The sequence below is a fragment of the Thioclava sp. NS-SX20 genome, assembly GCF_057380695.1.
Genome location: NZ_JBXXRY010000002.1, coordinates 105363 through 125941, shown reverse-complemented (window position 1 = coordinate 125941; position 20579 = coordinate 105363). Strand labels below are relative to the sequence as shown.

At 62.7% G+C, this 20579-nt stretch carries 21 protein-coding genes; 15 read left to right on the top strand and 6 right to left on the bottom strand.

Going from position 1 to position 20579, the window contains the following annotated elements; genetic code table 11:
- Positions 1-97 precede the first annotated feature (97 nt).
- The 4 genes from AC2ISB_RS14260 to AC2ISB_RS14245 form a co-directional block, all read right to left on the bottom strand.
- Entirely contained in the window at positions 98-883 is a 786-nt protein-coding gene (locus tag AC2ISB_RS14260) for an aldolase/citrate lyase family protein (protein WP_486576982.1), read from the bottom strand.
- Position 884: 1 nt separating this feature from the next.
- Positions 885-1697: a 2-oxo-hept-4-ene-1,7-dioate hydratase gene (gene hpaH / locus AC2ISB_RS14255; RefSeq protein WP_486577044.1), complete on the bottom strand. Its 813-nt coding sequence runs from the start codon at positions 1695-1697 to the stop codon at positions 885-887.
- Positions 1698-1699: 2 nt separating this feature from the next.
- Positions 1700-2554 (bottom strand): fumarylacetoacetate hydrolase family protein, encoded by an 855-nt coding sequence (locus AC2ISB_RS14250; protein WP_330629367.1) that lies wholly within the window; start codon positions 2552-2554, stop codon positions 1700-1702.
- A 98-nt stretch (positions 2555-2652) separates the two neighbouring features.
- Positions 2653-3888 (bottom strand): DUF3500 domain-containing protein, encoded by a 1236-nt coding sequence (locus AC2ISB_RS14245; RefSeq protein ID WP_486576981.1) that lies wholly within the window; start codon positions 3886-3888, stop codon positions 2653-2655.
- Positions 3889-4067: 179 nt separating this feature from the next.
- Between AC2ISB_RS14245 and AC2ISB_RS14240 the strand changes: the two genes are divergently transcribed.
- From AC2ISB_RS14240 to hpaD, 3 genes are all read left to right on the top strand, one after another.
- Positions 4068-4715 (top strand): GntR family transcriptional regulator, encoded by a 648-nt coding sequence (locus tag AC2ISB_RS14240; RefSeq protein ID WP_330629364.1) that lies wholly within the window; start codon positions 4068-4070, stop codon positions 4713-4715.
- Between the two features lie 58 nt (positions 4716-4773).
- Positions 4774-5580 (top strand): IclR family transcriptional regulator, encoded by an 807-nt coding sequence (locus AC2ISB_RS14235; protein ID WP_330629363.1) that lies wholly within the window; start codon positions 4774-4776, stop codon positions 5578-5580.
- A gap of 155 nt (positions 5581-5735) precedes the next feature.
- Entirely contained in the window at positions 5736-6743 is a 1008-nt protein-coding gene (gene hpaD / locus AC2ISB_RS14230; protein WP_330629362.1) for a 3,4-dihydroxyphenylacetate 2,3-dioxygenase, read from the top strand.
- 88 nt (positions 6744-6831) lie between these two features.
- Here the strand turns inward: hpaD and AC2ISB_RS14225 are convergent, their stop codons facing one another.
- Positions 6832-7224: a hypothetical protein gene (locus AC2ISB_RS14225; RefSeq protein ID WP_330629361.1), complete on the bottom strand. Its 393-nt coding sequence runs from the start codon at positions 7222-7224 to the stop codon at positions 6832-6834.
- A 228-nt stretch (positions 7225-7452) separates the two neighbouring features.
- On the opposite strand from AC2ISB_RS14225, the gene AC2ISB_RS14220 reads away from it, so the two are divergent.
- The 8 genes from AC2ISB_RS14220 to AC2ISB_RS14185 all read left to right on the top strand — a co-directional run bounded on the left by AC2ISB_RS14220 (position 7453) and on the right by AC2ISB_RS14185 (position 14810).
- Positions 7453-8163 (top strand): dienelactone hydrolase family protein, encoded by a 711-nt coding sequence (locus tag AC2ISB_RS14220; RefSeq protein ID WP_486576980.1) that lies wholly within the window; start codon positions 7453-7455, stop codon positions 8161-8163.
- A 10-nt stretch (positions 8164-8173) separates the two neighbouring features.
- Positions 8174-8956, top strand: a complete 783-nt coding sequence (locus tag AC2ISB_RS14215) for an SDR family oxidoreductase (RefSeq protein ID WP_330629359.1) — start codon at positions 8174-8176, stop codon at positions 8954-8956.
- On the top strand, positions 8956-9360 hold the full coding sequence (locus AC2ISB_RS14210; RefSeq protein WP_486576979.1) for a nuclear transport factor 2 family protein: 405 nt from the start codon (positions 8956-8958) through the stop codon (positions 9358-9360). Before AC2ISB_RS14215 ends, AC2ISB_RS14210 begins: the two co-directional genes overlap by 1 nt.
- 175 nt (positions 9361-9535) lie before the next feature.
- Positions 9536-10753: an MFS transporter gene (locus tag AC2ISB_RS14205; RefSeq protein WP_330629357.1), complete on the top strand. Its 1218-nt coding sequence runs from the start codon at positions 9536-9538 to the stop codon at positions 10751-10753.
- Positions 10754-10793: 40 nt separating this feature from the next.
- Entirely contained in the window at positions 10794-12098 is a 1305-nt protein-coding gene (locus AC2ISB_RS14200; protein WP_339109897.1) for an FAD-dependent monooxygenase, read from the top strand.
- A 24-nt stretch (positions 12099-12122) separates the two neighbouring features.
- On the top strand, positions 12123-13178 hold the full coding sequence (locus AC2ISB_RS14195) for an amidohydrolase family protein (RefSeq protein ID WP_339109895.1): 1056 nt from the start codon (positions 12123-12125) through the stop codon (positions 13176-13178).
- A gap of 73 nt (positions 13179-13251) precedes the next feature.
- Positions 13252-14103: a fumarylacetoacetate hydrolase family protein gene (locus AC2ISB_RS14190; protein WP_339109894.1), complete on the top strand. Its 852-nt coding sequence runs from the start codon at positions 13252-13254 to the stop codon at positions 14101-14103.
- 419 nt (positions 14104-14522) lie between these two features.
- Positions 14523-14810, top strand: a complete 288-nt coding sequence (locus tag AC2ISB_RS14185) for an SH3 domain-containing protein (RefSeq protein WP_330629352.1) — start codon at positions 14523-14525, stop codon at positions 14808-14810.
- A gap of 86 nt (positions 14811-14896) precedes the next feature.
- Here AC2ISB_RS14185 and AC2ISB_RS14180 read toward each other — a convergent pair whose 3' ends face one another.
- Positions 14897-15811: a LysR family transcriptional regulator gene (locus AC2ISB_RS14180; RefSeq protein ID WP_341485954.1), complete on the bottom strand. Its 915-nt coding sequence runs from the start codon at positions 15809-15811 to the stop codon at positions 14897-14899.
- A 119-nt stretch (positions 15812-15930) separates the two neighbouring features.
- On the opposite strand from AC2ISB_RS14180, the gene speB reads away from it, so the two are divergent.
- The 4 genes from speB to AC2ISB_RS14160 all read left to right on the top strand — a co-directional run bounded on the left by speB (position 15931) and on the right by AC2ISB_RS14160 (position 20575).
- Positions 15931-16971, top strand: coding sequence for an agmatinase (gene speB / locus AC2ISB_RS14175; protein WP_330629350.1), 1041 nt, complete (start codon positions 15931-15933; stop codon positions 16969-16971).
- Between the two features lie 2 nt (positions 16972-16973).
- Positions 16974-17339 carry a RidA family protein gene (locus AC2ISB_RS14170; RefSeq protein WP_339109891.1) on the top strand — a complete coding sequence of 122 codons (366 nt, stop codon included), beginning with the start codon at positions 16974-16976 and terminating at the stop codon, positions 17337-17339.
- Between the two features lie 349 nt (positions 17340-17688).
- A complete protein-coding gene (locus tag AC2ISB_RS14165) occupies positions 17689-18819 on the top strand; it encodes an acyltransferase family protein (RefSeq protein ID WP_486576978.1) in 1131 nt (376 codons plus the stop codon).
- Between the two features lie 292 nt (positions 18820-19111).
- Positions 19112-20575: a mannose-1-phosphate guanylyltransferase/mannose-6-phosphate isomerase gene (locus tag AC2ISB_RS14160; RefSeq protein ID WP_330629347.1), complete on the top strand. Its 1464-nt coding sequence runs from the start codon at positions 19112-19114 to the stop codon at positions 20573-20575.
- Positions 20576-20579: the final 4 nt, after the last annotated feature.

Here is a 20579-nt window from a genome sequence, read left to right as displayed (position 1 = left end):
ACCCGACGCGCCCGCAAAAGCTGTTTGCGGGGATAGGGGCGGGTCAGGTTGTCGCTCTGGCGTCTGGCGTCTGGCGTCTGGCGTCTGGCGTCTGGCGTTAGCGGTTGCTCTCCGCGCTGTTGCGGTAGCGCGCGGCAAGCTGGCGCAGGGCATGGGCAAAAACGGTGACATCAATGCCTACGCCCACAAAACGTGCCCCCGCCTGCGTGCAGGCTTGGATGAATTCGGGATCGGTGCTCAGGACACCTGCGGCCTTGCCGGACCGGTTGATCCGATCAAGCGCCTCCAGCACGGCCTGCCGGACTTGGGGATGGCCCGGATTGCCCAGATGCCCCATATCCGCCGCCAGATCGGACGGGCCGATAAAGACGGCATCCAGGCCTTCGATCTGCAAGATGTCATCCAGCGCGGCCAGTCCCGCGCGGCTTTCGACCTGCACGATCAGGCAGATCTGCGCATCCGCCGTGTTCAGGTAGTCAGGGATCTCGGCAAAGCGCGAGGCCCGCGCCAGCGCGGAGCCAACCCCGCGCAGCCCGTTGGGGGGATAGTGGCAGGCCGCCAAGGCGCGTTGTGCCTGCGCCGCGGATTCGATCATCGGCACCAGTAGGGTCTGCGCGCCGATATCCAGTGCCTGTTTGATCTTGGCGGGATCGTCATCGGGCAGGCGCAGCACGATATCGCTTGGCCCGTTCTGCAGCACACCGATCTGGGCCGAAAGCGAGCGGATGTCATTGGGCGCATGTTCGCCATCCAGCAAAAGCCAGTCGAACCGCGCGGTCGCGGCGATCTCGGCCAGATAGGGGTCGGCCAGACCCAGCCACAGGCCATGCGTGGTCTCGCCGGCTGCCAGACGCTGTTTGAGACGGTTCACAGGGGCAGGCATATCAGCTCTCCGCAAAGGTTAGGTCGACATGGCCGAAGGGGCCGAAATCGGCATGGAAACAACTGCCCGGCGGGGCCTCTATCGGGCGGATGAAGCTGCCCGACAGAAGGATGTCTCCCGCGGCGACCCCTTGGCCGTACTGTGCCAGACGCCGCACAAGCCAGACGATCCCTGCAACCGGATCATCCAGAACCCCCGCGCCAAGGCCGGTTTCCTCGACAATGCCATCGCGTCGCACGATGGCCCCGATCCAGCGCAGGTCGATGCTCTGCGGGGCGTGCCGTGCCGTGCCCAGCACGATGCCCGCATTGGCGGCATTGTCGGATACCGTGTCATGGATCTTGCGCGAGACGCCCGTGACCGGATCTGCGCGCAGGATGCGGGTGTCCAGAATTTCAAGCGCCGGTGCCACGAAATCGGTCGCGGCCAGCACATCGGCCCGCGTGACATCGGCCCCCGCCAGCGGAGCGTTCAGGACAAAGGCGATCTCGGCTTCGATCCGTGGCTGGATGAAGCGGCCCAGTGGAATGGTCGCGCCGCTGGGAAAGGCCATATCGCTGAGCAAGACACCGGAATCGGGGGTGTCGATATTCAGCGCCTGCTGCATCGCGCGCGAGGTCAGGCCGATTTTCCAGCCGATCACCTCCAGCCCCGCCGCCCGTTTGTGTGCGATCAGGGCGGCCTGTACCGCATAGGCGTCATCCAGTGTCATCTGCGGATATTGCTGCGACAGGAGGCCGGTCTGCTGTCTGCGGCGCTCGGCCTCGAACAGGGCGGCGGCGGCGGCGGCGATCTCGGCGTGGGTCAGGGTCATGGTCATTCGTCAGCCACTCCGTTGGACAGGGTGCCGATGCCTTCGGCGGTGATGTCGATCCTGTCCCCCGGTGTCAGCCAGATGGGCGGATCATGGCGCGCCCCCGCCCCTGTGGGGGTGCCGGTGACGATGATGTCGCCGGGCCGCAATGTGGTGAAGGTCGAGATATAGGCGATCTGTTCGGCCACCGGAAACAGCATCCGCCCCGTGCGGTCAGACTGGCGCAGCTCGCCATTCACGCGGGTTTCCAAGGCGATATCAAGGATCTGCGCGGGGTCGGTAAAGGGTACAAGCCACGGCCCCATTGCCCCCGAACGGTCCCAGTTCTTGCCCTGCGTGACGTTGAATTTCGCATGGCGCACCCAGTCGCGGATCGTGCCCTCGTTGCAGAGGGTCAACGCGGCGATATGGGAAAGCGCTTGATCCCTTGCGATGCGCCGCCCTTCCTTGCCGATGACAATCGCGATCTCGCCTTCGTAATCCAGCTGTGCGCTTTCGGGCGGGCGGATCAGGTTTTCTCCCTGCCCGACAAAGCTTTGCACGAAGCGTGGGAAAAGCGACATATGTGGCGGTGCCTCTTTGCCATCCTTATATTCGGCGTTGCGGTCGGGGAAGTTGACCCCGACACAAAGGATCTTGCCGGGATCGGGGATCGGCACCGTATAGCGGAACAGGCCCGCCTTATGGCTGGCGGTGCGGCCTTGCGCGGCGGTCAGGATGTCGGGCAGGGCCTGCGCGGCAATCACGTCGCGCAGGGTGCGATATTGCGGGAATTCCGGCGACAGGGCCAGAACGCCATCCTCTCGCGCGACACCCCAGAAGGCGGTGCCCTGCGCGGTGAATGAGACCAGATTCATAGGGGATCTCCGAAACAGGAAAGGATAGGACAGACGGGCAGCAGGGCGGCCCGTTCAGAAGCGGTGCTGCGGTGGCGCGGGCAGGGGCTGGCCCTGTGTCAGCGGGAGGCCCGCTGCTGGTGGGCGGCCAGAAGGGCCTTGCCGTAGTCATTGCCATTGGGGATGCGGCTGATGACATGGATATGGAATTTGGCGGGGGCTTCATTGCCGAGCCACATGCCGGAATGATGGTCGAATTCCAGCATCACGACCGGCGAGTGGATATGGTAGTAGAACGGGTCGTCGGGGCCATGCCCGCCGATCCAGCTGAAATACGTCCGGTCGAGATGGGCCTCGATCTGTTGCAGGCGGGCCTTGCGCGGACCATCCGGCCAATGGATGTGGAAGGTTTCGCACAGATCCATCAGGGCCTGCCGCTGCGCGGGGTCGAACTCTGCGGCGCAGACGCCCTCCAGTGGCACGATCCTGTTGTCCTGAAAAGCTCCGCCCAGATGCCGCTGGTCGGCAAAGTTGAAACGCCATTGCGGCAGGGCGGGATCTTCCATCTCCTTGTAAAGCGTAGCGCGCTCCTGAAGGGGCGGCGGCAGGCTGCGCATCAGGGCCAGCCCCTGCGCCTCTTCCTCCTTGAACATGCAAAACGTCTCGCCGCTGCGCAGCACGACCTCATTGGGTTCGGTGCCCATGAAGGTGGGGGAAATCACCATCTGCCGTCCCAGAATGAAGACGTTGAAGCCGACATGATGGCCGTAGATATGCCAGCCCCACGGCTCTGTTACGGATGGGGTGCCGAAAATCTCGAAATGATAGGACCACTCGTTCATGATCGTCGTCAGATCATAAAGCTCGCCCAGAAACAGATTCGCCTTCATCAGACGCCGGATCTTCTGGAACCCCCGCGCCGAGGTGCAGGCCGCCAGCAGATCCCAGAAACAGTCGCGCGAGGCGGGGCCGAGATGTTCCAGCCGGACGCCTTCGGTGTTGAACACCAGTTCGGGATTATACCAGCCGCGCCAGTTGCGATGGTCGATCGGCTTCATGGCGGCGGCCTTTTCCTGCGGGCGCAGCGTGGCCAGCATCGCCTCCATTGCCGAAACCGCAAGCGCCACGTCGAACCCTTCATCCGCGAGGTCGAACAGGCCTGTCTCTGCGGTGCCGTCATGGGTGACACCGATATAGGGGGCATCCTGTAGCCGTGCCCATTCCTCTTTCAGCGCAATGGCTTGCGGGGTGGCCAGAACCGGCTGGGAATAGGTGACAGGGTCGAGGCCATGCGATTTCCCGACCCGATCATAGCTTTCGGGCAGAATATAGGCGCGATAGTCTTGTGCAGTCATTTGGTCCTCTCCGCTGCTCCTCGCCGTCTATCAGGGCCAGCCCTGGGGGCCTGCGCAAGCGGCACGGGGGGAATCTTCCATATTCCGGAAAATCTCGGATCTGTGACAAAATAGATTTTGACAAAAATATATATTTTATGGTGAGCTTCCTCATGAACGCAGGACCGGAGGGCGGCAGGATGGCCATCAGCAAGACCGCAGCGCTTTATAGCGACCTCAAGGAAGAGCTGCTGAATGGTGGCTACGCGCCGGGATCGAAGCTTGCGATCGACTCCCTTGCGACGAATTTCGAGGTCAGCCCCAGCGCGGTGCGCGAGGCCCTGTCGCGACTGACATCGGACTGGCTGGTGCAGGCGATGCCGCAGCGCGGCTTCACCGTGGCACCGGTCTCGCGCGAGGATCTGATCGACCTGACGGCTGTGCGGATCGATATCGAGGCGCGCTGTGTGCGGCGGGCCATTGCGGTGGGCGATCTGGATTGGGAGGCGCGGATCTTGGCGACATGGCACTGCCTGTCGAAGACCGGTGCCTCTGCCGAGGGGCGGGCGCATGCCGACTGGCCGCGTCTGCATGCGCAATTCCATGATGATCTGGTCTCGGCCTGTGACAGCCTGTGGTGGTTGCGGTTGCGCGACCAGCTTTACGTGCAGGCCGAGAGGTATCGCCGCATCCTGCTGCCCCATGCGCGGCAGGACCGCGATACCGAAACCGAGCATCGCCAGATCATGGAGCTGGTGCTGGAGCGCAAGGCCGAGGAGGCGGCCGAGGCTCTGGGGGCACATTTGCATCGCACGGCGCAGGATCTGCTGGATGCGGGGCTGGTCTGAACCGGACAGGGATACCGAATGCATATGCCGGGTGGAGACGGCAAAGGAGGAGGACAGAATGGGCTATCAAGAAACAGGGGGCGTGCTGCGCAACGAGGTGACCGGCACGCAAAGCATCCGGCGCAGTTTCGCCATCATGCGGATGCTGGCGGGGGGCGATCATGACGGGGAGAAGCTTGTCGATATTGCGGGCTCGCTCAAGCTGTCGCATCCGACGGCGCATCGCATCCTGAAGGCGCTGGAAAAGGAAGGCGTTGTCGAGCGGGCGGGGGGCACGTCGCGTTACCGGTTGGGGGCAGAGGCCGCATGGCTCGGGGTGGCCCCGTTCAACCGCTGCCCGATCACCCGCATCTCTTCGCCTGTTCTGGACGAACTGGCGCAGCTGACCAAGGATTCGATCTTCCTGTCGGTGCCATCACATAATGATGCGGTTTATGCCGACCGCCGTTTCGGCAGCTGGCCCGTGCAGGCGCGCGGGGTGCATGTGGGCGCACGGCGTCCGCTGGGGGTCAGCGTGGCGGGACGGGTCATGATGGCCTATCTGGGCGAGGCCCGCGCCACCGAAGTGTTTCAGGAAAACCTTGAACGCTATGCCGAATGGAACTGCCCCGAGGCCCTGATCCTTGACGGGATCACGCGCGCGCGCGAACAGGGGTATCTGGTCGAGGACAGTCTGACGGGTCGCGGGCGGCGGGCGCTTGCGGTGCCGGTGCGCGATATCGGCGGGCGGGCCATCGGGGCGCTCTGTGTCATCGCGCCTGCGGCACGGCTGGGGGCGGAACGGGTCAACCGGCTGTGGCCCGCCTTGCGCGAGGCCAGCCGCAAGGTCAGCGCCTCGCTCTTCGAGACCCGTCTGGCGGGATGAGCCATGTGCTGCTCCGGCACCGGTCTGGCCGGTTTCGGGGCAGGGTATTCCGGCATGTGAACAGAACGCCCCGCAGCGCTTGCCCGAACCCTTTCCGGAACGAATGCTCGGTTCATACGAGCGCGGGGTTGCCCCGCCGTCCAGAGGAGGAAAGCATGCATATTCCGGACCCAGTTCTGACCCCGCCTTTCAATATCACCCGCTCAAGCCATGTGGTGCTGAGCGTGCGTGACCTCGAGGCCAGCCGGACATTCTACACCGATCTGGTGGGGCTGGTGGTCAGTGATGCCGATAGCGAAACGGTCTGGCTGCGCGGGCGCGAGGAGAACGCGCATCATTCGCTGGTGCTGCGCAAGGGCGAGACCCCGAACTGTCAGCGGCTCGGGTTCCGCGTGCAGACCGAAGACGACATCCACAAGGCCGAAGCCTATTTCAACAGCATCGGCACCGAGGCAAAGCTGGTCGATGTGCCGTATCAGGGCAAGACATTGCAGTTTCGCGATGCGATCGGGATGCCCGTCGAGCTGACCGCCTCCATGCCGATCCGCGAGCGCATGTTTATGGCCTATGACCAGTATCGCGGGGCGTCCGCGCAGCGCATCGACCATTGGCAGATTCAGGCACAGGATGTGCGGAAGGCGTTCGATTTCTGGCACCCTCTGGGCTTCCGGACCTCGGAATATACCTATTCGGACGGGGCGCAGGGGCAGGTGGACCTGTGGGGGGTCTGGATGCAGCGCAAGGGTAATCCGCATGATCAGGTTTTCACCAACGGGCCGGGGCCGCGCCTGCACCATTTCGCCTATCTGCTGCGCGATACCGCCGATCTGATGCATGCCTGTGATGTGGCGGGGGCCTTGGGGCTGGGCCGCAGACTGGAGCGCGGCCCGGGCCGTCACGGGATTTCTGGCGCGATGTTCTTGTATTTCCGCGATCCTGACGGCCACCGCATCGAATTGTTCAACACCCATTACCAGCATATCGATCTGGAACCGCCTGTGGCCTGGAGCCTCGATAACCCCAAACGGGCCGATCAATGGGGCATGCCCGCACGGGCGAAATGGTTCAACGAGGCGACCGTTTTTGAAGGTGCGGCGCCGGTCGAACCGGATCTGTCGGTCGAAGCTCCGACACTCGAGCGTTTTCTGGAACTGACCAGCTAGGGCCCTGTCCTGCCTGACCCGTTTCATGGACATGACCGCCGGAGCCCGAGGCTCCGGCGGTCGGCGATGTGAAGGACGGATATTCGGCCTAGAGGGATTTGGCCATATGGGCATGGATCGAATTGGTCTTCCATGACCCTTCGGGATCGGCCTGATCGACATAGAAGGTGATGCCCAGACCACGCCGCGCACTTTCGGCCTCGAAATGGGCGACGACAATCTCGTAGGCCTTGGAAAAGAAGGCCTTGCGGATATCGGCGGGGCGGCCTGCGCCGATCCGGCACATCACGTTGACAAACGCATGTTCGGGATTGCCATCGGCAATCACATAGCGCGTCACCGGCCAGGCCCGCACCCGCACGCCACCTGTGGGGAAGACCTCCGGCGCGGTGCGGAAATGCGCGGCGATCTTGTGCAGGAGCGCGTCGATCTGGCCGCTTTCTTCGAGATTGCTGGAATATTCGATAATGCAATGCGGCATGGCTATGTCCTGACTTGCCAGAGAAAAGGGTAGGGTTTTTGTAGTCTTGCGCGGCGCGGCGGGAGATCAATCCCTGCACGCCGTTGTGTTCATCATGTGGAGCCTCTTCGTGTGAGCGCGGCCGATTTCGCCTGCGGTTTCGCAATGTGAACAAAACCTGTCGTCCTGCTTGCCCCCATCGCCCTGCCACGGGCCAATGGGCACACCCCGAACCACAGGAGCCGCCCGATGACCGCCAGAGATCTTGCCTATAGCCTTGCCGGAACCACCATGTCGGGCCGGTTTGTCTGCGGGGACAGCCCCTTGCCCCGACCGGCGCTGCTACTGGTGCACGGTGCCCACGGTCTGGACCGGTTCATGCTGGACACCGCTGTGAGGCTGGCAGATCTGGGCTTTGCCGTGCTGGCGGTGGATCTGTGGGGCGGGCGGGCCCTGCCGGAGGGGCCGCAGCAGATCGAGGCCCGCATCGGAGCCTGCCTTGCCGATCGGGCCGCATGGATGGCGCGGCTGGAGGCGGCCCGTCAGGCGCTGGCGGCCCAGCCGGAGGCCGATGCCGCGCGGATCGGGATGTTGGGATATTGTTTCGGCGGCAGTAGCGCGCTGGAATTCATCCGCACGGGCGGGGCTGTGCGCTGTGTGGCAAGCTTCCATGCAGGGCTAGATCTGGTCGCGAATGACTGGTCTGCGGCCTCGGCGGGGCGTGTCCTGCTGTGCACCGGCAGCGATGACCCGATGGCACAGAGCACGGACTTGCAGCGTCTGACGGCGGCCATGTCGGCGGCGGCGGTCCCGTGGGAGGCCGATATCTATGGCGGGGCGCGTCATGCCTTCACCGAACCCGATGCCCCCGGTCGTCCGCCCTTTGCCAGATACGATGCCTATGCCGACCAGCGTTCATGGGCGGCGATGGCGGATTTCTTCACTCATTGTCTCGCTTGAGGATAGCTATATGGAACTTGGATTACAGGGCCGCAGCGCGTTTGTATGCGCCTCGTCACAGGGGTTGGGGCTGGCCTGTGCCACCGCCCTCGCGCGCGAGGGGGCGCGGGTGACGATCAATGGTCGCACCGAAGGCAAATTGCAGCGCGCGGTCGCGACGCTGCAGGCCGCGCATCCCGATGCGGTGGTGGGGTATATCGTTGCCGATCTGAACAGCGCGCAGGGCCGCGAAACCATCCTGAAGACCCTGCCCGAGGTCGATATTCTGGTGACCAATAACGAAGGCCCGAAACCCGGCGGTCTGGAGGAGTGGACCGAGGAGGCGCTTCTGGGCGCGATGGAGATGAATATGATCCCTGCCGTGCAGCTGATGCGGCAGTATATTCCCGGGATGCGGGCGCGCAAATTCGGGCGGATCGTCAATATCACTTCGGCAATGGTCAAAAGCCCGCGCTATTTCATGGGGCTGTCAACAGCGGCCCGCACCGCGCTGACAGCGATTTCGAAGGCCATCGCGCGCGAGGTCGTGGCGGATAATGTCACCATCAACAACCTGATGCCGGAAAAGATCGACACCCCGCGGCAGGACGCGGTGGCGGCGCATTTTGCCAAGACCGAGGGGCTGACCCGTGACGAGGTGCGCGCCCGCACGATTGCGACCATTGCCGCCAAGCGCTTCGGGCAGGCCAGCGAATTCGGTGATGCCTGCGCCTTCCTGTGTTCGGCGCAGGCGGGCTATATCTCGGGGCAGAACCTGCAACTGGATGGCGGCACGTATGAGGGGCTGATCTGATGGCGCGGCTGTCTCATGACAGCGCGCTCGCGCAGGCCCTTCTGGCGTTCGAGGCGCGGCGCTGTAACGCGCTGGTGTCGGCGGATGCGGCCGAATTGCACGCGCTTTTGCATCCCGATCTGGTGCATGTGCATTCAACGGGGATGGTGCATGACAAGGCCGCGTTCATGGCGCATGTCGCGCGTATGGGCGGCTTTGTCGAGATCGAGCGGGGCGAGATCGAGCTGCGCCAGACAGGAACGGATGCGGCGGCGGGGGCCATTATCAGCGGCCCGACCCGCAATCGCGTCCGGCGTCTTGATACAGGGAAAACCGTTGATCTGATTGGCTTTAGCACGGTTGTCGCGACCCTCGGGGAGGAGGGGTGGCAAGTGCTTTTGTCGCAGCTCACCCTGACGGGCTAGGCCCGATATCCAGCCGCGTTCCGCAATATGAAATATCTCAGAAGTAACATTGGCGGAAGGCGCAAGGGCACGACAGACTACCTTTAGAGGGCGCCGCAAGCGCAGAGAGGACTGCCGGTCGGGAGAGATCCGGACCAAGCTTGCACCGCCCGTCTTCATCTTGGGAGGGGACTTTATGTCGACTGTGATCACGTCGCCGTTCGGGCGCGTTCTGATCGTCTACGGGCTTGGTGTAGCTGCCGCGATGTGCGTCAGCGAAGCCGTGACCGAACTGGGAAAGATTGCACAGGAATTCCATCCGGGCTCGCATTCGACAATCGGTTTCATCATGTCGATGCCGTCGCTTGTCGTGGCCCTTGGGGCATTGCTGGCGGGCTATCTGGTGGACCGTCTGGGAGACCGCCGCGTGCTGTATGCCGGTGTGGTCGTGATGATCCTTGGCGATGCCTGCGCGATTGCGGTGCCGTCGCTGGGACTTTTGCTGGCGGCCCGTGCGCTGACCGGTGTGGGATATGTGCTGACGGCGGTCGCCGCGATCACCGCGCTGATCCGCCTGACCAAGGGCCACCAGCGGACGATGGCGCTGGCGCTCTGGTCGACATTCGTGCCGATGAGTTTCCTGCTGCCGTTCCTGTCGGCGGGGCTGGCCGCCGAACTGGGCACCTGGCGCGCGGCTTTCGGCTTCCATATCGCGCTGATGCTGGGGCTTCTGGTGCTGGCGGTGCTGGCAATCCCGCGCCGCACCGAGGGCGAACGCGCTGTGCGCAGCCGTGGTGTCGGCAAGGTTCTGCGCGCACCGATGGTCTATCTGCTGGGGATTTCCTTCGCAGGGGACTCCTTCCTGCAAACCGGTGTTCTGGCCACGCTCGGCCATTATCTGGCGGCGAAATACAATCAGCCGGAAGTGGCGGTGGCGCACTGGAATGCGGTCTCGATGGTGGTCAATGCGCTGGCCTGCCTCAGCGTGGGCCTGCTGCTCCGGCGGGGCGTGTCCAGCCGCGCGGTGACCACGCTCGGCATCCTGATCACCGGCATTCCGGGGGCGCTGCTATACGGCACGGATCTGGGCTTCATGAATTCCATCTATGCGGTCTGGGGGCTGATGTTCGGTTCGGGGCTGCTGGTCGGGATGTGGACGCTGGTCCCCTATACCGCGCCGTCTCCTGAAACCAACGGTGCCACCAGCGGCCTTGTGACCCAGTTCACCCTGCTTGGTGTGCTGCTTGGCCCGCCTGCCTATTTCGCCGCACAGGCCGCAGGGGCCGGCGTCACGGTGGCCGTCTTCCTTGGTGCGCTGGTCGTCTGTGCACTGCGCTATCCGGTCTGCCGTCTGGCCGATCACGCTCCGAAGACCTCTGCGGCCCGTGCCGTTGTCGTCGAAGCCACTCATTGAACGCTTGGTCACCGCACCAAGCCCCCGAAAGGAGAACCCTATGCTTGATATCGCCATCATCGGCGCAGGCCCCGGCGGCCTTGCCACAGCCCTCCGCCTTGAACAGAAAGGCTTCCGTCCGAAAATCTACGAGGCCGTGCCCGATTTACAACCGCTTGGCGTAGGCGTCGACATCAAGGTCTATGGCACCAAGGAACTGACCGAGATGGGACTTCTGGAACGGTTTCAGGAGATCTCGGTCGAGGCGACGGAATCGATTTTCTATACCGGCCACGGTCAGGAGATCTTCGGCGAGAAATGCGGCAAGCATATCGGCTATGATCACGAACAACGCTTCGTCCATCGCGGGACGCTGCAGTTTCTGCTGCGCGAGGCGGTGATCGAACGTCTGGGCCCCGATGCGATTGTCTATGGCGCGAGGTTGCAGACCTTCGAGCAGGACGAGACCGGCGTCACGCTGCATTTCGCCGAGGCCGAAGGGGTGCCGCAGACCGTACGTGCCGATGTCATGCTGGGGATCGACGGGATCCATTCGGCGGTGCGCAAGCAGCTTTTGCCCGCCTCCACCCGCACCCATTATTCCGGCATCGCGATGTATCGCGGGGTGACGGTGATGCCCGCCTATCGCGATGGCGGCACGATCTTGCATATCGGGGACCCGATCCGGCAGGGCAGCCTGATTGTCTATCCGATCCGCAACGATGTGGATGGCCAGGGCAATGTGCTGGTCAACTGGGTCTGCGAACAGCGCGGCAAGCCCAAAGGGGTCGAGGATTGGTCGGTGCGCGTCAGCCCCGACGAGATCGCCCATGTGTTCGATGACGTGAAGCTGGATTTCTTGGATGTGGGCAAAATGATCCGCGAGGCCCGCGAGATCTATATCTACCCGCTGATCGACAATGATCCGCTGGAGCAATGGTCCTTCGGGCGGGTGTCTCTGGTGGGGGATGCAGCCCACGCCATGTATCCGCGCGGCGGCAACGGGGTCTGTCAGGCGCTGGTCGATGCCCGCGTCATTGCCGAGAAACTGCACGAGATCGACGATCCGGTTGCGGCCCTTCAGGCCTATCAGGACGCCCGTCTGGAGGGGGTCAACCGTCTGGTCATCGCCAATCGCGGCGAAGGCCCCGAGGTGATCCGCCGGCTGGTCGAAGAGAAATCCGGCGGGCAGCCCTTCGACGATATCGACACGGTCATTCCCCGTGCCGAAGTCGAGGCGCTGTTCATGGAATACCACCGCATGGCCGGGATGAAACGTCCCGACGATGCCCAAAAGGCCGCGTTCAAGGCCGTCTTCACCGAAGAAACCATGAAGAAAACGGCATTTGCCGAAGACATCCGCTGAGTGAGTAGGAAAGAGAGACTGAAAATGGTTACGAAACCGCGCGTCATTGACGCAAATATGCACTGGCTCCCCGATACGCTGTTTACCGATGACGACCTGCGCGAGAAAATGATGCGCTGTATCCCGCGGCAGAACAATATCCACGTCAAGATGGTGCCGATCGAGGGCAAGAACCTCAACCAGATCATCATTGAAGAGCCGAAGGGCTTTGTGAATATCAACTACGCCGAAGGGCAGTATAATATCGAAAGTCAGCTTGAGGATATGGACCGCGCGGGGATCGACCATGCCGTGTTCCGTATTCCGGTCTGGCAGGAGTGGCTGGATCTGGAATGCTCCAAGCGCATCAATGACGGTCTGGCCGAATATGTCAGCCGTTCGAACGGGCGGTTCACCGCGCTGGCGGTCTGCCCGCCTTGGGGTGACAAGACCATGATCGACGAGGTCGAGCGCTGCATCGACCAGCTCGGCTTCAAGGGCGTGCAGCTTGCCTGCAAATACGGCGACATCTATCTGGATGACGAGGCCTTCTACCCCTATTTCGAATTCCTCAACGACCGGAAGATCCCCGCCGTTGTCCACCATACACCGCTGCCGGTGGATTATGACTCGATCCTGTCGTTCAACAACCAGCGTCGCCAATATGGCCGTTGCATCGCGCAGGGCACGGCGGTCGGGCGTGAATTGTTCTCGGGGTTGTTCGACCGTTTCCCGAACCTGCGGCTGAGCCATTCGATGCTAGGCGGCGGCTTCTTTGCCTTCGTCGATATGTTGGTGCCCAAGCCCAAACATGCCTATGGCGATGCGGTGGACCGCTTCGATACCGGCAATTCCAACCTGCGCGAAAAGCTCAGGAACAACCTGTTCTTCGATATTTCCGGCCCGCCGCAATGGGGCAAGAAACAGCTTGAATGCGCGGTCGAGGTGCTGGGCGAGGACAATATCCTTTACGGTGCCTCCTATCCGATCCGTAAGGACTGGTTCTTTGACGGTGTGCCAACGGTCGAAGCGCTCGATATTTCGGACAGCGCGAAAGAGAAGATCTTCTCGAAAAATGCCGAGACGCTGTTCGGGCTGTAAGCCCGCAGGTTCGGGTGGCCGGAGCTTGTCCGGCCGCCCTTTGTGAAAAACGATGTAGAACAAGGCGATATCAATGAAACTTGCCCGCTTCACCGAAGCGTCGCGCACCCGGATCGGCAAGGTGCTTGGCGACGAGATCGTGGATCTGACCCCTGTGCTGGGCGAAGGGGCCTCGATGCGCCGCGTGCTGGCCGATCTCGATGCCCTGCGCCCCGCTCTGGAGGCGCTGGAAGGGCCGCGTTATGCGCTGGCCGATATCCGGCTGGAAGTTCCGGTGCCGGACCCGCAGAAATTCATGGCGATCGGCATGAATTATGCCAAACATGCCCAAGAGGCCGCAAAGGCCGGTATCCCGACCCCGACCAGCCAGTTCTGGTTCAACAAGCAGGTCTCGTGCCTGAATGCGCCCTTTGATCCGGTGGTCAAGCCGGATGCCTCGGAGAAGGTCGATTACGAAATCGAACTGGGCGTGGTGATCGGGAAGGCCTGCCGACATGTCGCGCGCGCGGATGCGCGGTCGGTGATTGCGGGATATGTGATCGTCAATGATGTTTCCGCGCGGGACTGGCTGCCCAAATCGCCCACCTTCACCTTGGGCAAATCCTTTGACACGCATGGGCCGGTGGGGCCGTGGATCACGACCGATGACGAGATCCCCGATCCTTTGGATCTGGCCATGAAACTGTGGGTCAATGGCGAATTGCGCCAGAATGACCGGACCAGCGATATGATCTACGACATCTATGACCAGATTGCCTATCTGAGCACGGTCATGACGCTGCAGCCGGGTGATATTCTGGCCAGCGGAACGCCCAGCGGCATCGGTGCGCCCAGCGGGCGGTTCCTGCAACCGGGCGACCGGATGGAGTTGGAGATCGAGCGGTTGGGCCGGATTGCGGCGGAGGTCATCGCAGAGACGGCCTGACCGAAAGGCGCTCGGTATTTGGCCGGAGGCTTGTGGCACCCGTGCTGCGACGTCCGGTCAATGGCGGCACCTTGGCCCGAGGTTGCCGCCACCCTGTCATGCCGGATCGGGGAGGGCGAAACCCTGCTATGGCCCCTCCCGAGACCGGCGCAGTGCTTTGTGCCGCGGGATTTGCCTCTCCCATGTGGCACAGGTTCAGGGGCGGGTGGCCTTTACGCTTCTGGACGGGGGGCGCATGATCGCATAAGCCAAGGGGGCATCCTGCGATTTGCGGCCCTTCTCGGCGCGTCGGGCCGGTCCCGCAGATCGGCTGGTGCCCGCAAAGACGTTTCGATTGGAACGCTCCGGCGGCTCTCGCCGGACGGGGTACGCGGAACGTCCTGCGGTCAGGCAATAAGAAAAGACGATGAGGCAAATCAATGCGTGGTCACACCTTTCTCAAAGTAATGGCGCTTGCGCTGCTGGCAGGCTGCACCGGCATGGGGTCGGGGGGTGTTGTGGTTAAAGGAGCAGGGCCGGACGAGCTTTTGAAGCTGCGTGCGGGGCCGGGCCTTGGCTACAATATCATCATGGGCCTGCCCAATGGCACCCAGTTGAAAAAGCATGAATGCGTCACCGAGGTCGGGCAGCTCTGGTGCCATGTCTCGCTGGTGAATGCGCCGCAAGTCATGGGCTATGTCTCTGCCGATTATCTGGCGATCCGCTGATCCGGCCCCGCCGCCATAGGCCGGAGCGGTGTCTCCGGCCCGAGCGGGCGGCTGAGACGGCATGGGTGCGCGCGAACGGTGCGCGATCAGCCCAGAAAAAGCGGCAGGAAATCCGATAAGGTGGCCGATTGTTCCCGATCGCTGCGCCAGATTGCATGGATCGGCGTGCTGTAGCGGAAAAGTTCCGGCAGCAGTTCGTGGCTGCGCCCGTGCAGATGCCGCTGGCAGTGAACGGGCAGGAACCCGATATAGATCCCGCTTTGGATCAGCCCCATCACCGCCTCGGTCTGATAGGCGGTGCTGCCTTGCGGAAAGGCCAGTTTGCGCTGACGCAGCAGATCGCTTTCGAAATAGCCGCGATAGACCAGTGCATGTGCGCGGATCTCGCGCTCTGACAGCGGCGCGCCCCGATCCAGCGCCTGCGCCAGCGGATGGTCCCCGCCGCAAAATAGCCCCACCGGTTCATCGTAAAGCGGGTGGCATTGCAGCCCCGGTGTCCGGTGGTAATCCGGCACGACCCCAAGATGCAGGCGGCCATCCAGCACCCCGCGCTCGATTTCGGCGGGTGTGCCGACCGTGATATTCACGGTCAGGCCGGGCGCATCGGCGCGACAGGTCTTGATGGCCCCAAGCAGCGGATTGGCCTCGTCGGTCAGCGCAAAATCCATCAGGCCGATTTCCAGCCGTCCCACCAGACGGTCTCCCATCGCGGCGATATTGGCGCTGAAGTCATCGGCGGATTTCAGGAAGCGGTCCACATAGTCCAGCACCTGCCGCCCCGCCTGTGTCAGGCTGAACCCCGCCCGTCCCCGATGGCACAGCCGCAACCCAAGCCGCGTTTCCAGATCCGCGATCTGGCGCGAGATCGTCGAGCGCCCGACCCCCAGTTCGGTCTGGGCTGCCGACAGGCCGCCACATTCGATCACCGTGCGGAAGACGCGCATCAGCCGGATGTCGACATCACTGATCTGCCCCGAAAAGACCTTGCGTCGCCGTGCCATGAGTTCTCCTGCGCAATGACGTGCATGAATATGCAACTTATGTTTGATTCTTGCAAGTTTAAGAAACTTTTGCCGCCGCTAGGATAGGCCGCATAAAGACAGTTTGCCGGAATGGACCCATGTGGAATGACGAAAAACTTGCAAAGCTGCGCCAGCAGTTCTGCAATACGAATGGCGGCGAGATGGTCGATCCGGATTTCCGCCGGATTGCGGCGCAGATCTTTGATCCGCAGGGGCGCCGCACCGCGCCCTATGCCGGCCTGCCGACCTTGCTGGATGCCCCCGCACGGGCGGATGGAAGCGCCGAGGGGCTTCAGGTCGCGCTTTACGGGATGCCGATGGATCTGGGCGTGACCAATCGCAATGGCGCACGTTTCGGTCCGCGCGCGCTGCGCGCGATCGAGCGGATAGGCCCCTATAACGATGCGCTGGTCTGCGCGCCCGTGCACGAGATGGCGGTGGCCGATATCGGGGATGTGCCCTTCCGCAGCCGCTTCGACCTGACGCGGAGCCATGAGGATATCGAGGCATTCGTGGCGGGGATTGTCGCGTCGGGGGCCTTGCCGCTGGGGGTCGGGGGGGATCACTCGGTCAGCCTGCCGGTCTTGCGGGCCATCGGGCGGGAACGCCCTGTGGGGATGATCCATATCGATGCGCATTGCGATACGGGCGGGGCCTATGAGGGCGAGAAGTTCCATCATGGCGGCCCGTTCCGCAATGCCGTCCTGGAAGGGGTTCTGGACCCGGAGCGGACCATCCAGATCGGTATTCGCGGGGCGGCGGGATATATCTGGGAATTCTCGACCCTGTCGGGCATGACGGTCATTCCCGCACAGGAAATCACCGAGGCATCGCTGCCCGACATCATCGCCCGTGCCCGCGCGGTGATCGGCACCGGCCCGACCTATCTGAGTTTCGACATCGACAGTCTCGATCCGGCATTCGCCCCCGGAACAGGGACGCCGGAGGTTGGTGGCCTGACCCCGCGCGAAGTGCTGCGTCTGCTGCGGGGCCTCAAGGGGGCCAATATCGTCGGTGCGGATGTCGTCGAGGTGGCTCCGGCCTATGACAGCACCACGAATACCGCGCAGAACGCGGCCCAGATGCTGTTCGAGATCCTCAGCCTCATGCAGTTTTCTCCGTCACTTCCCAAAGGATAATCATGTTTCCCCCGATTACACGTCTTGAGCCCGGCCCCCGCATGAGCGAGGCCGTCATTTACAACGGTCTGGTCTGGCTGGCGGGGCAGGTGGGCGAAGGGGCCACAGTGGCCGCCCAGACCGCTGATATGCTGGCCCGTGTCGAGACCCTGCTCGGGCAGTCGGGCAGCTCGAAATCCCGCATTCTGTCAGCCCAGATCTGGTTGGCGGATATGGCCGATTTTGCCGATATGAATGCGGTCTGGGATGCTTGGATCGACCCCGAGCATCCGCCCGCACGCGCCTGCGGCGAGGCACGGCTGGCGACAGAGGAGTATCGCGTCGAGATCCTGATCCTTGCGGCGCAGGGCGACGATGCGGCGGCATAACCGCGAAGCGATAGTGTGAAGACACGCAACAGCCGCAAGATGACTTGCGGCTGTTGTCCTGATGGCGCGCGCCGCCATCGCCTGGACCTGGAACGCCCGAAGCATAAGAAAGCGTCGCGCTCCGGCGGTGCAATCCCGCAGCGCGCGTCGGGGATGGGCGCATGGGCAGTTTTTGCGCATTTGCAACCAAGGAGGGAAATGCCGTTCCGGAAATATCGCATTTGGGTATGGAAGGGCATGGGCAAGCCGTGGCAGAATGGTTAATGTCGGGGCTGTTATTTGTGCTCCCGAGCATATTGTTGAACTCTTCCCGCCCACGTTGTCCATTTTAACGGATCCCACAGGTTTCATGGCCCATCTTGACACGACTTCTTCGTTTGCGATCCGTTTGGCGCGGGTGCTCTGTATCACCCTGATGATCGGGATCCATTTCGCACCGGGGATCAATACGCTTCTTGCCCTGCCGCTGACGCGGCTCGAGCATGGGCTGATCTGGTTGGTGCTGGATGAATTCGGCCGTGCCAGCGTCCCGCTGCTCAGTATCGTTTCGGGGTTTCTGGTCACGCAGGCGATGTCCTCGGGCCGCGCCCGCACCAAGATCCTGCGTTCCAAACTGGCGCGGCTGGGCATTCCGCTGCTGTTCTGGTGTTCTGTCAGTTTCGTCCTGCTTCTGGCCTATAGCCCTGCGGCTTTACAGGCGGCTCTGGCACAGACAGACTGGCTGCAACGCATCAGCTGGTTCACCGCCCTGACCGAGATGCCCGCCAATACACCCTTGTATTTCCTGCGCGATCTTCTGGTCTGCAATGTTGTCTTGCTGGCGCTTTGGCCGTTGGGCAAACATGCGCCGGCCTTGCTTCTGGGGGTGCTGCTGGCGGTCTACGTGGCCGCATGGGGGGTGAATAACCTGCATCTGCCGATGCTGCCGATCTTCATCAAATCCCGCATCTTCATTTTCTTTCTCTTTGGCGTCGCGATCTCGCTATTTGCCAAGGCCCCGCCGCGTCCTGCATTCTGGCTGATCGGGATCGTCTATGCGGCACATCTTCTGGATCTGTGGACGGGGCGCAGCTATCTGCCGCAAACCCTGAGCGACATCCTGCACCGTCTGGCGATTTCGATGCTGATGTGGCGGGTCTGCCTGTCGCTGGCCACGAAACCTGCCGTGTCGCATCTGCTGGGACGGTGCGAGCCCTACATGTTCTTCATGTTCTGCTCGCATTGGATCGTGACGATCCTTTATATGCGACTTCTCGACCATCTCGGGATCACCGATAACGACCGTGTGTTCCTGTTCCTGTTCTTGCTGAATTATCCGCTGTCTTTTGTGACCGCATGGCTGCTGCAACATATGGCACGGCATGTGCCGGTGGCACGGCTTCTGATGACGGGCAAGGGGCCCTCCAGACATCGCCCGACCGTTCTGGCACATACCGCCCCCGCCTCTGGCACGTCCGAACAGGAGCTTCCCTCGCGCTGACGTGGCGGCACACGCGGCCTGTCCCGTTCGTCGGGGAGGGCGCAGGTGATTCAACTTACGGTTTTGTGGCGGGGCTGTCATTCGGGCACTGCCCGTCTGTTGGGCATCACGCGGCGGATCTTGGCGCATCGGGGCCGTTCTATAAGCAAAACGGCACCGAAAGCGGCTGCAAACCCCGCAAATACCATTTTACCCTACGGTTTTTTCATCCTCTTTCGGGCGAGTGCTCTTGGCATTTCTCGCAAGGTGGGGTTTCTTGGCCAAAAGCCTGAGTTTATCCAAGGACTTTCTCATGACTGTCTTTTCCCGTCAAAAGATCACTCCCGTTATTCTAGCGGGAGGGTCGGGGACGCGGCTGTGGCCGCTATCACGTAAATCCTACCCCAAGCAATTCGTGCCACTGGTCGGGGAAGAAACCCTGTTCCAGTCTTCCGCAAAGCGGATGGTCGGTGCGGTCGGGACTATGGATTTCGCAGCGCCCGTGGTGCTGACCAATTCCGATTTCCGTTTCATCGTGACCGAGCAGCTTGCCGAGGCAGGCATTGATCCGGGCGCGATCATGATCGAGCCCGAGGGGCGCAATACCGCCCCCGCCGTGCTGGCGGCGGCGCTTCATGCGCAGGCCAAGGACCCGCAGGCGATCCTGCTGGTCTCGCCCTCCGATCACGTCATCCCCGACGGGGACAGCTTCCGCGCCGCCGTCGAGGCGGGGCTTGCGGCGGTTGCGCAGGGCAATCTGGTGACCTTCGGCATCACGCCCGACCGCCCCGAAACCGGCTATGGGTATCTGGAGCTGACCGGCACGCCATCCGGCACCGATCCTGTCGCGCTCAAGCGCTTTGTCGAAAAGCCCGATGCCGCCCGCGCCGCCGAGATGCTGGCCGCAGGCACCTATCTTTGGAATGCGGGCATCTTCCTGTTCCGCGCGGCGGATATCATTGCCGCTTTCGAAACCCATGCCCCCGATCTGATCCCGCCGGTACAGGCATCGGTGACCGAGGCGCAGCCCGATCTGGGCTTCCTGCGGCTGGACCCGACCGCTTGGGCGGGGGCCAAGGATATTTCCATCGACTATGCGGTGATGGAAAAAGCCGGAAACCTATCGGTCGTGCCGTTCTCGGCGGGCTGGTCGGATCTGGGCGGCTGGGATGCCGTCTGGCGCGAAGGGGCGCGCGACGAGAACGGGGTCGGGCTCTCGGGGGCGGCCACCGCGATCGACTGCGAGGACAGCTTGCTGCGTTCCGATAGCGACCGTCTGGAAGTCGTGGGCATCGGCCTGAAGAACATCATGGCGGTCGCGATGAATGACGCCGTGCTGGTGGCCGATATGAGCTGCGCGCAGGATGTGAAAAAGGCGGTGGATGCGCTCAAGGCCAAGAAATCGCAGCAGGCGACGCATTTCCCGAAGGACCATCGCCCGTGGGGCTGGTTCGAAAGCCTTGTGGTGGGCGCGCGTTTTCAGGTGAAGCGTATCCATGTCCATCCGGGGGCGGCGCTTAGCCTGCAAAGCCATTTCCACCGCTCCGAGCACTGGATCGTGGTCGAAGGCACCGCGCGGGTGACGATTGATGACGAAGTGACCCTCGTCACCGAGAACCAGTCGGTCTATATCCCCTTGGGATCGGTGCACCGTATGGAAAACCCGGGCAAGGTGCCGATGGTGTTGATCGAGGTGCAGACCGGCTCGTATGTCGGCGAGGATGATATTGTGCGCTACGAGGATATTTATTCCCGCGGGCAGGGTGAAAAAGGATAATCCG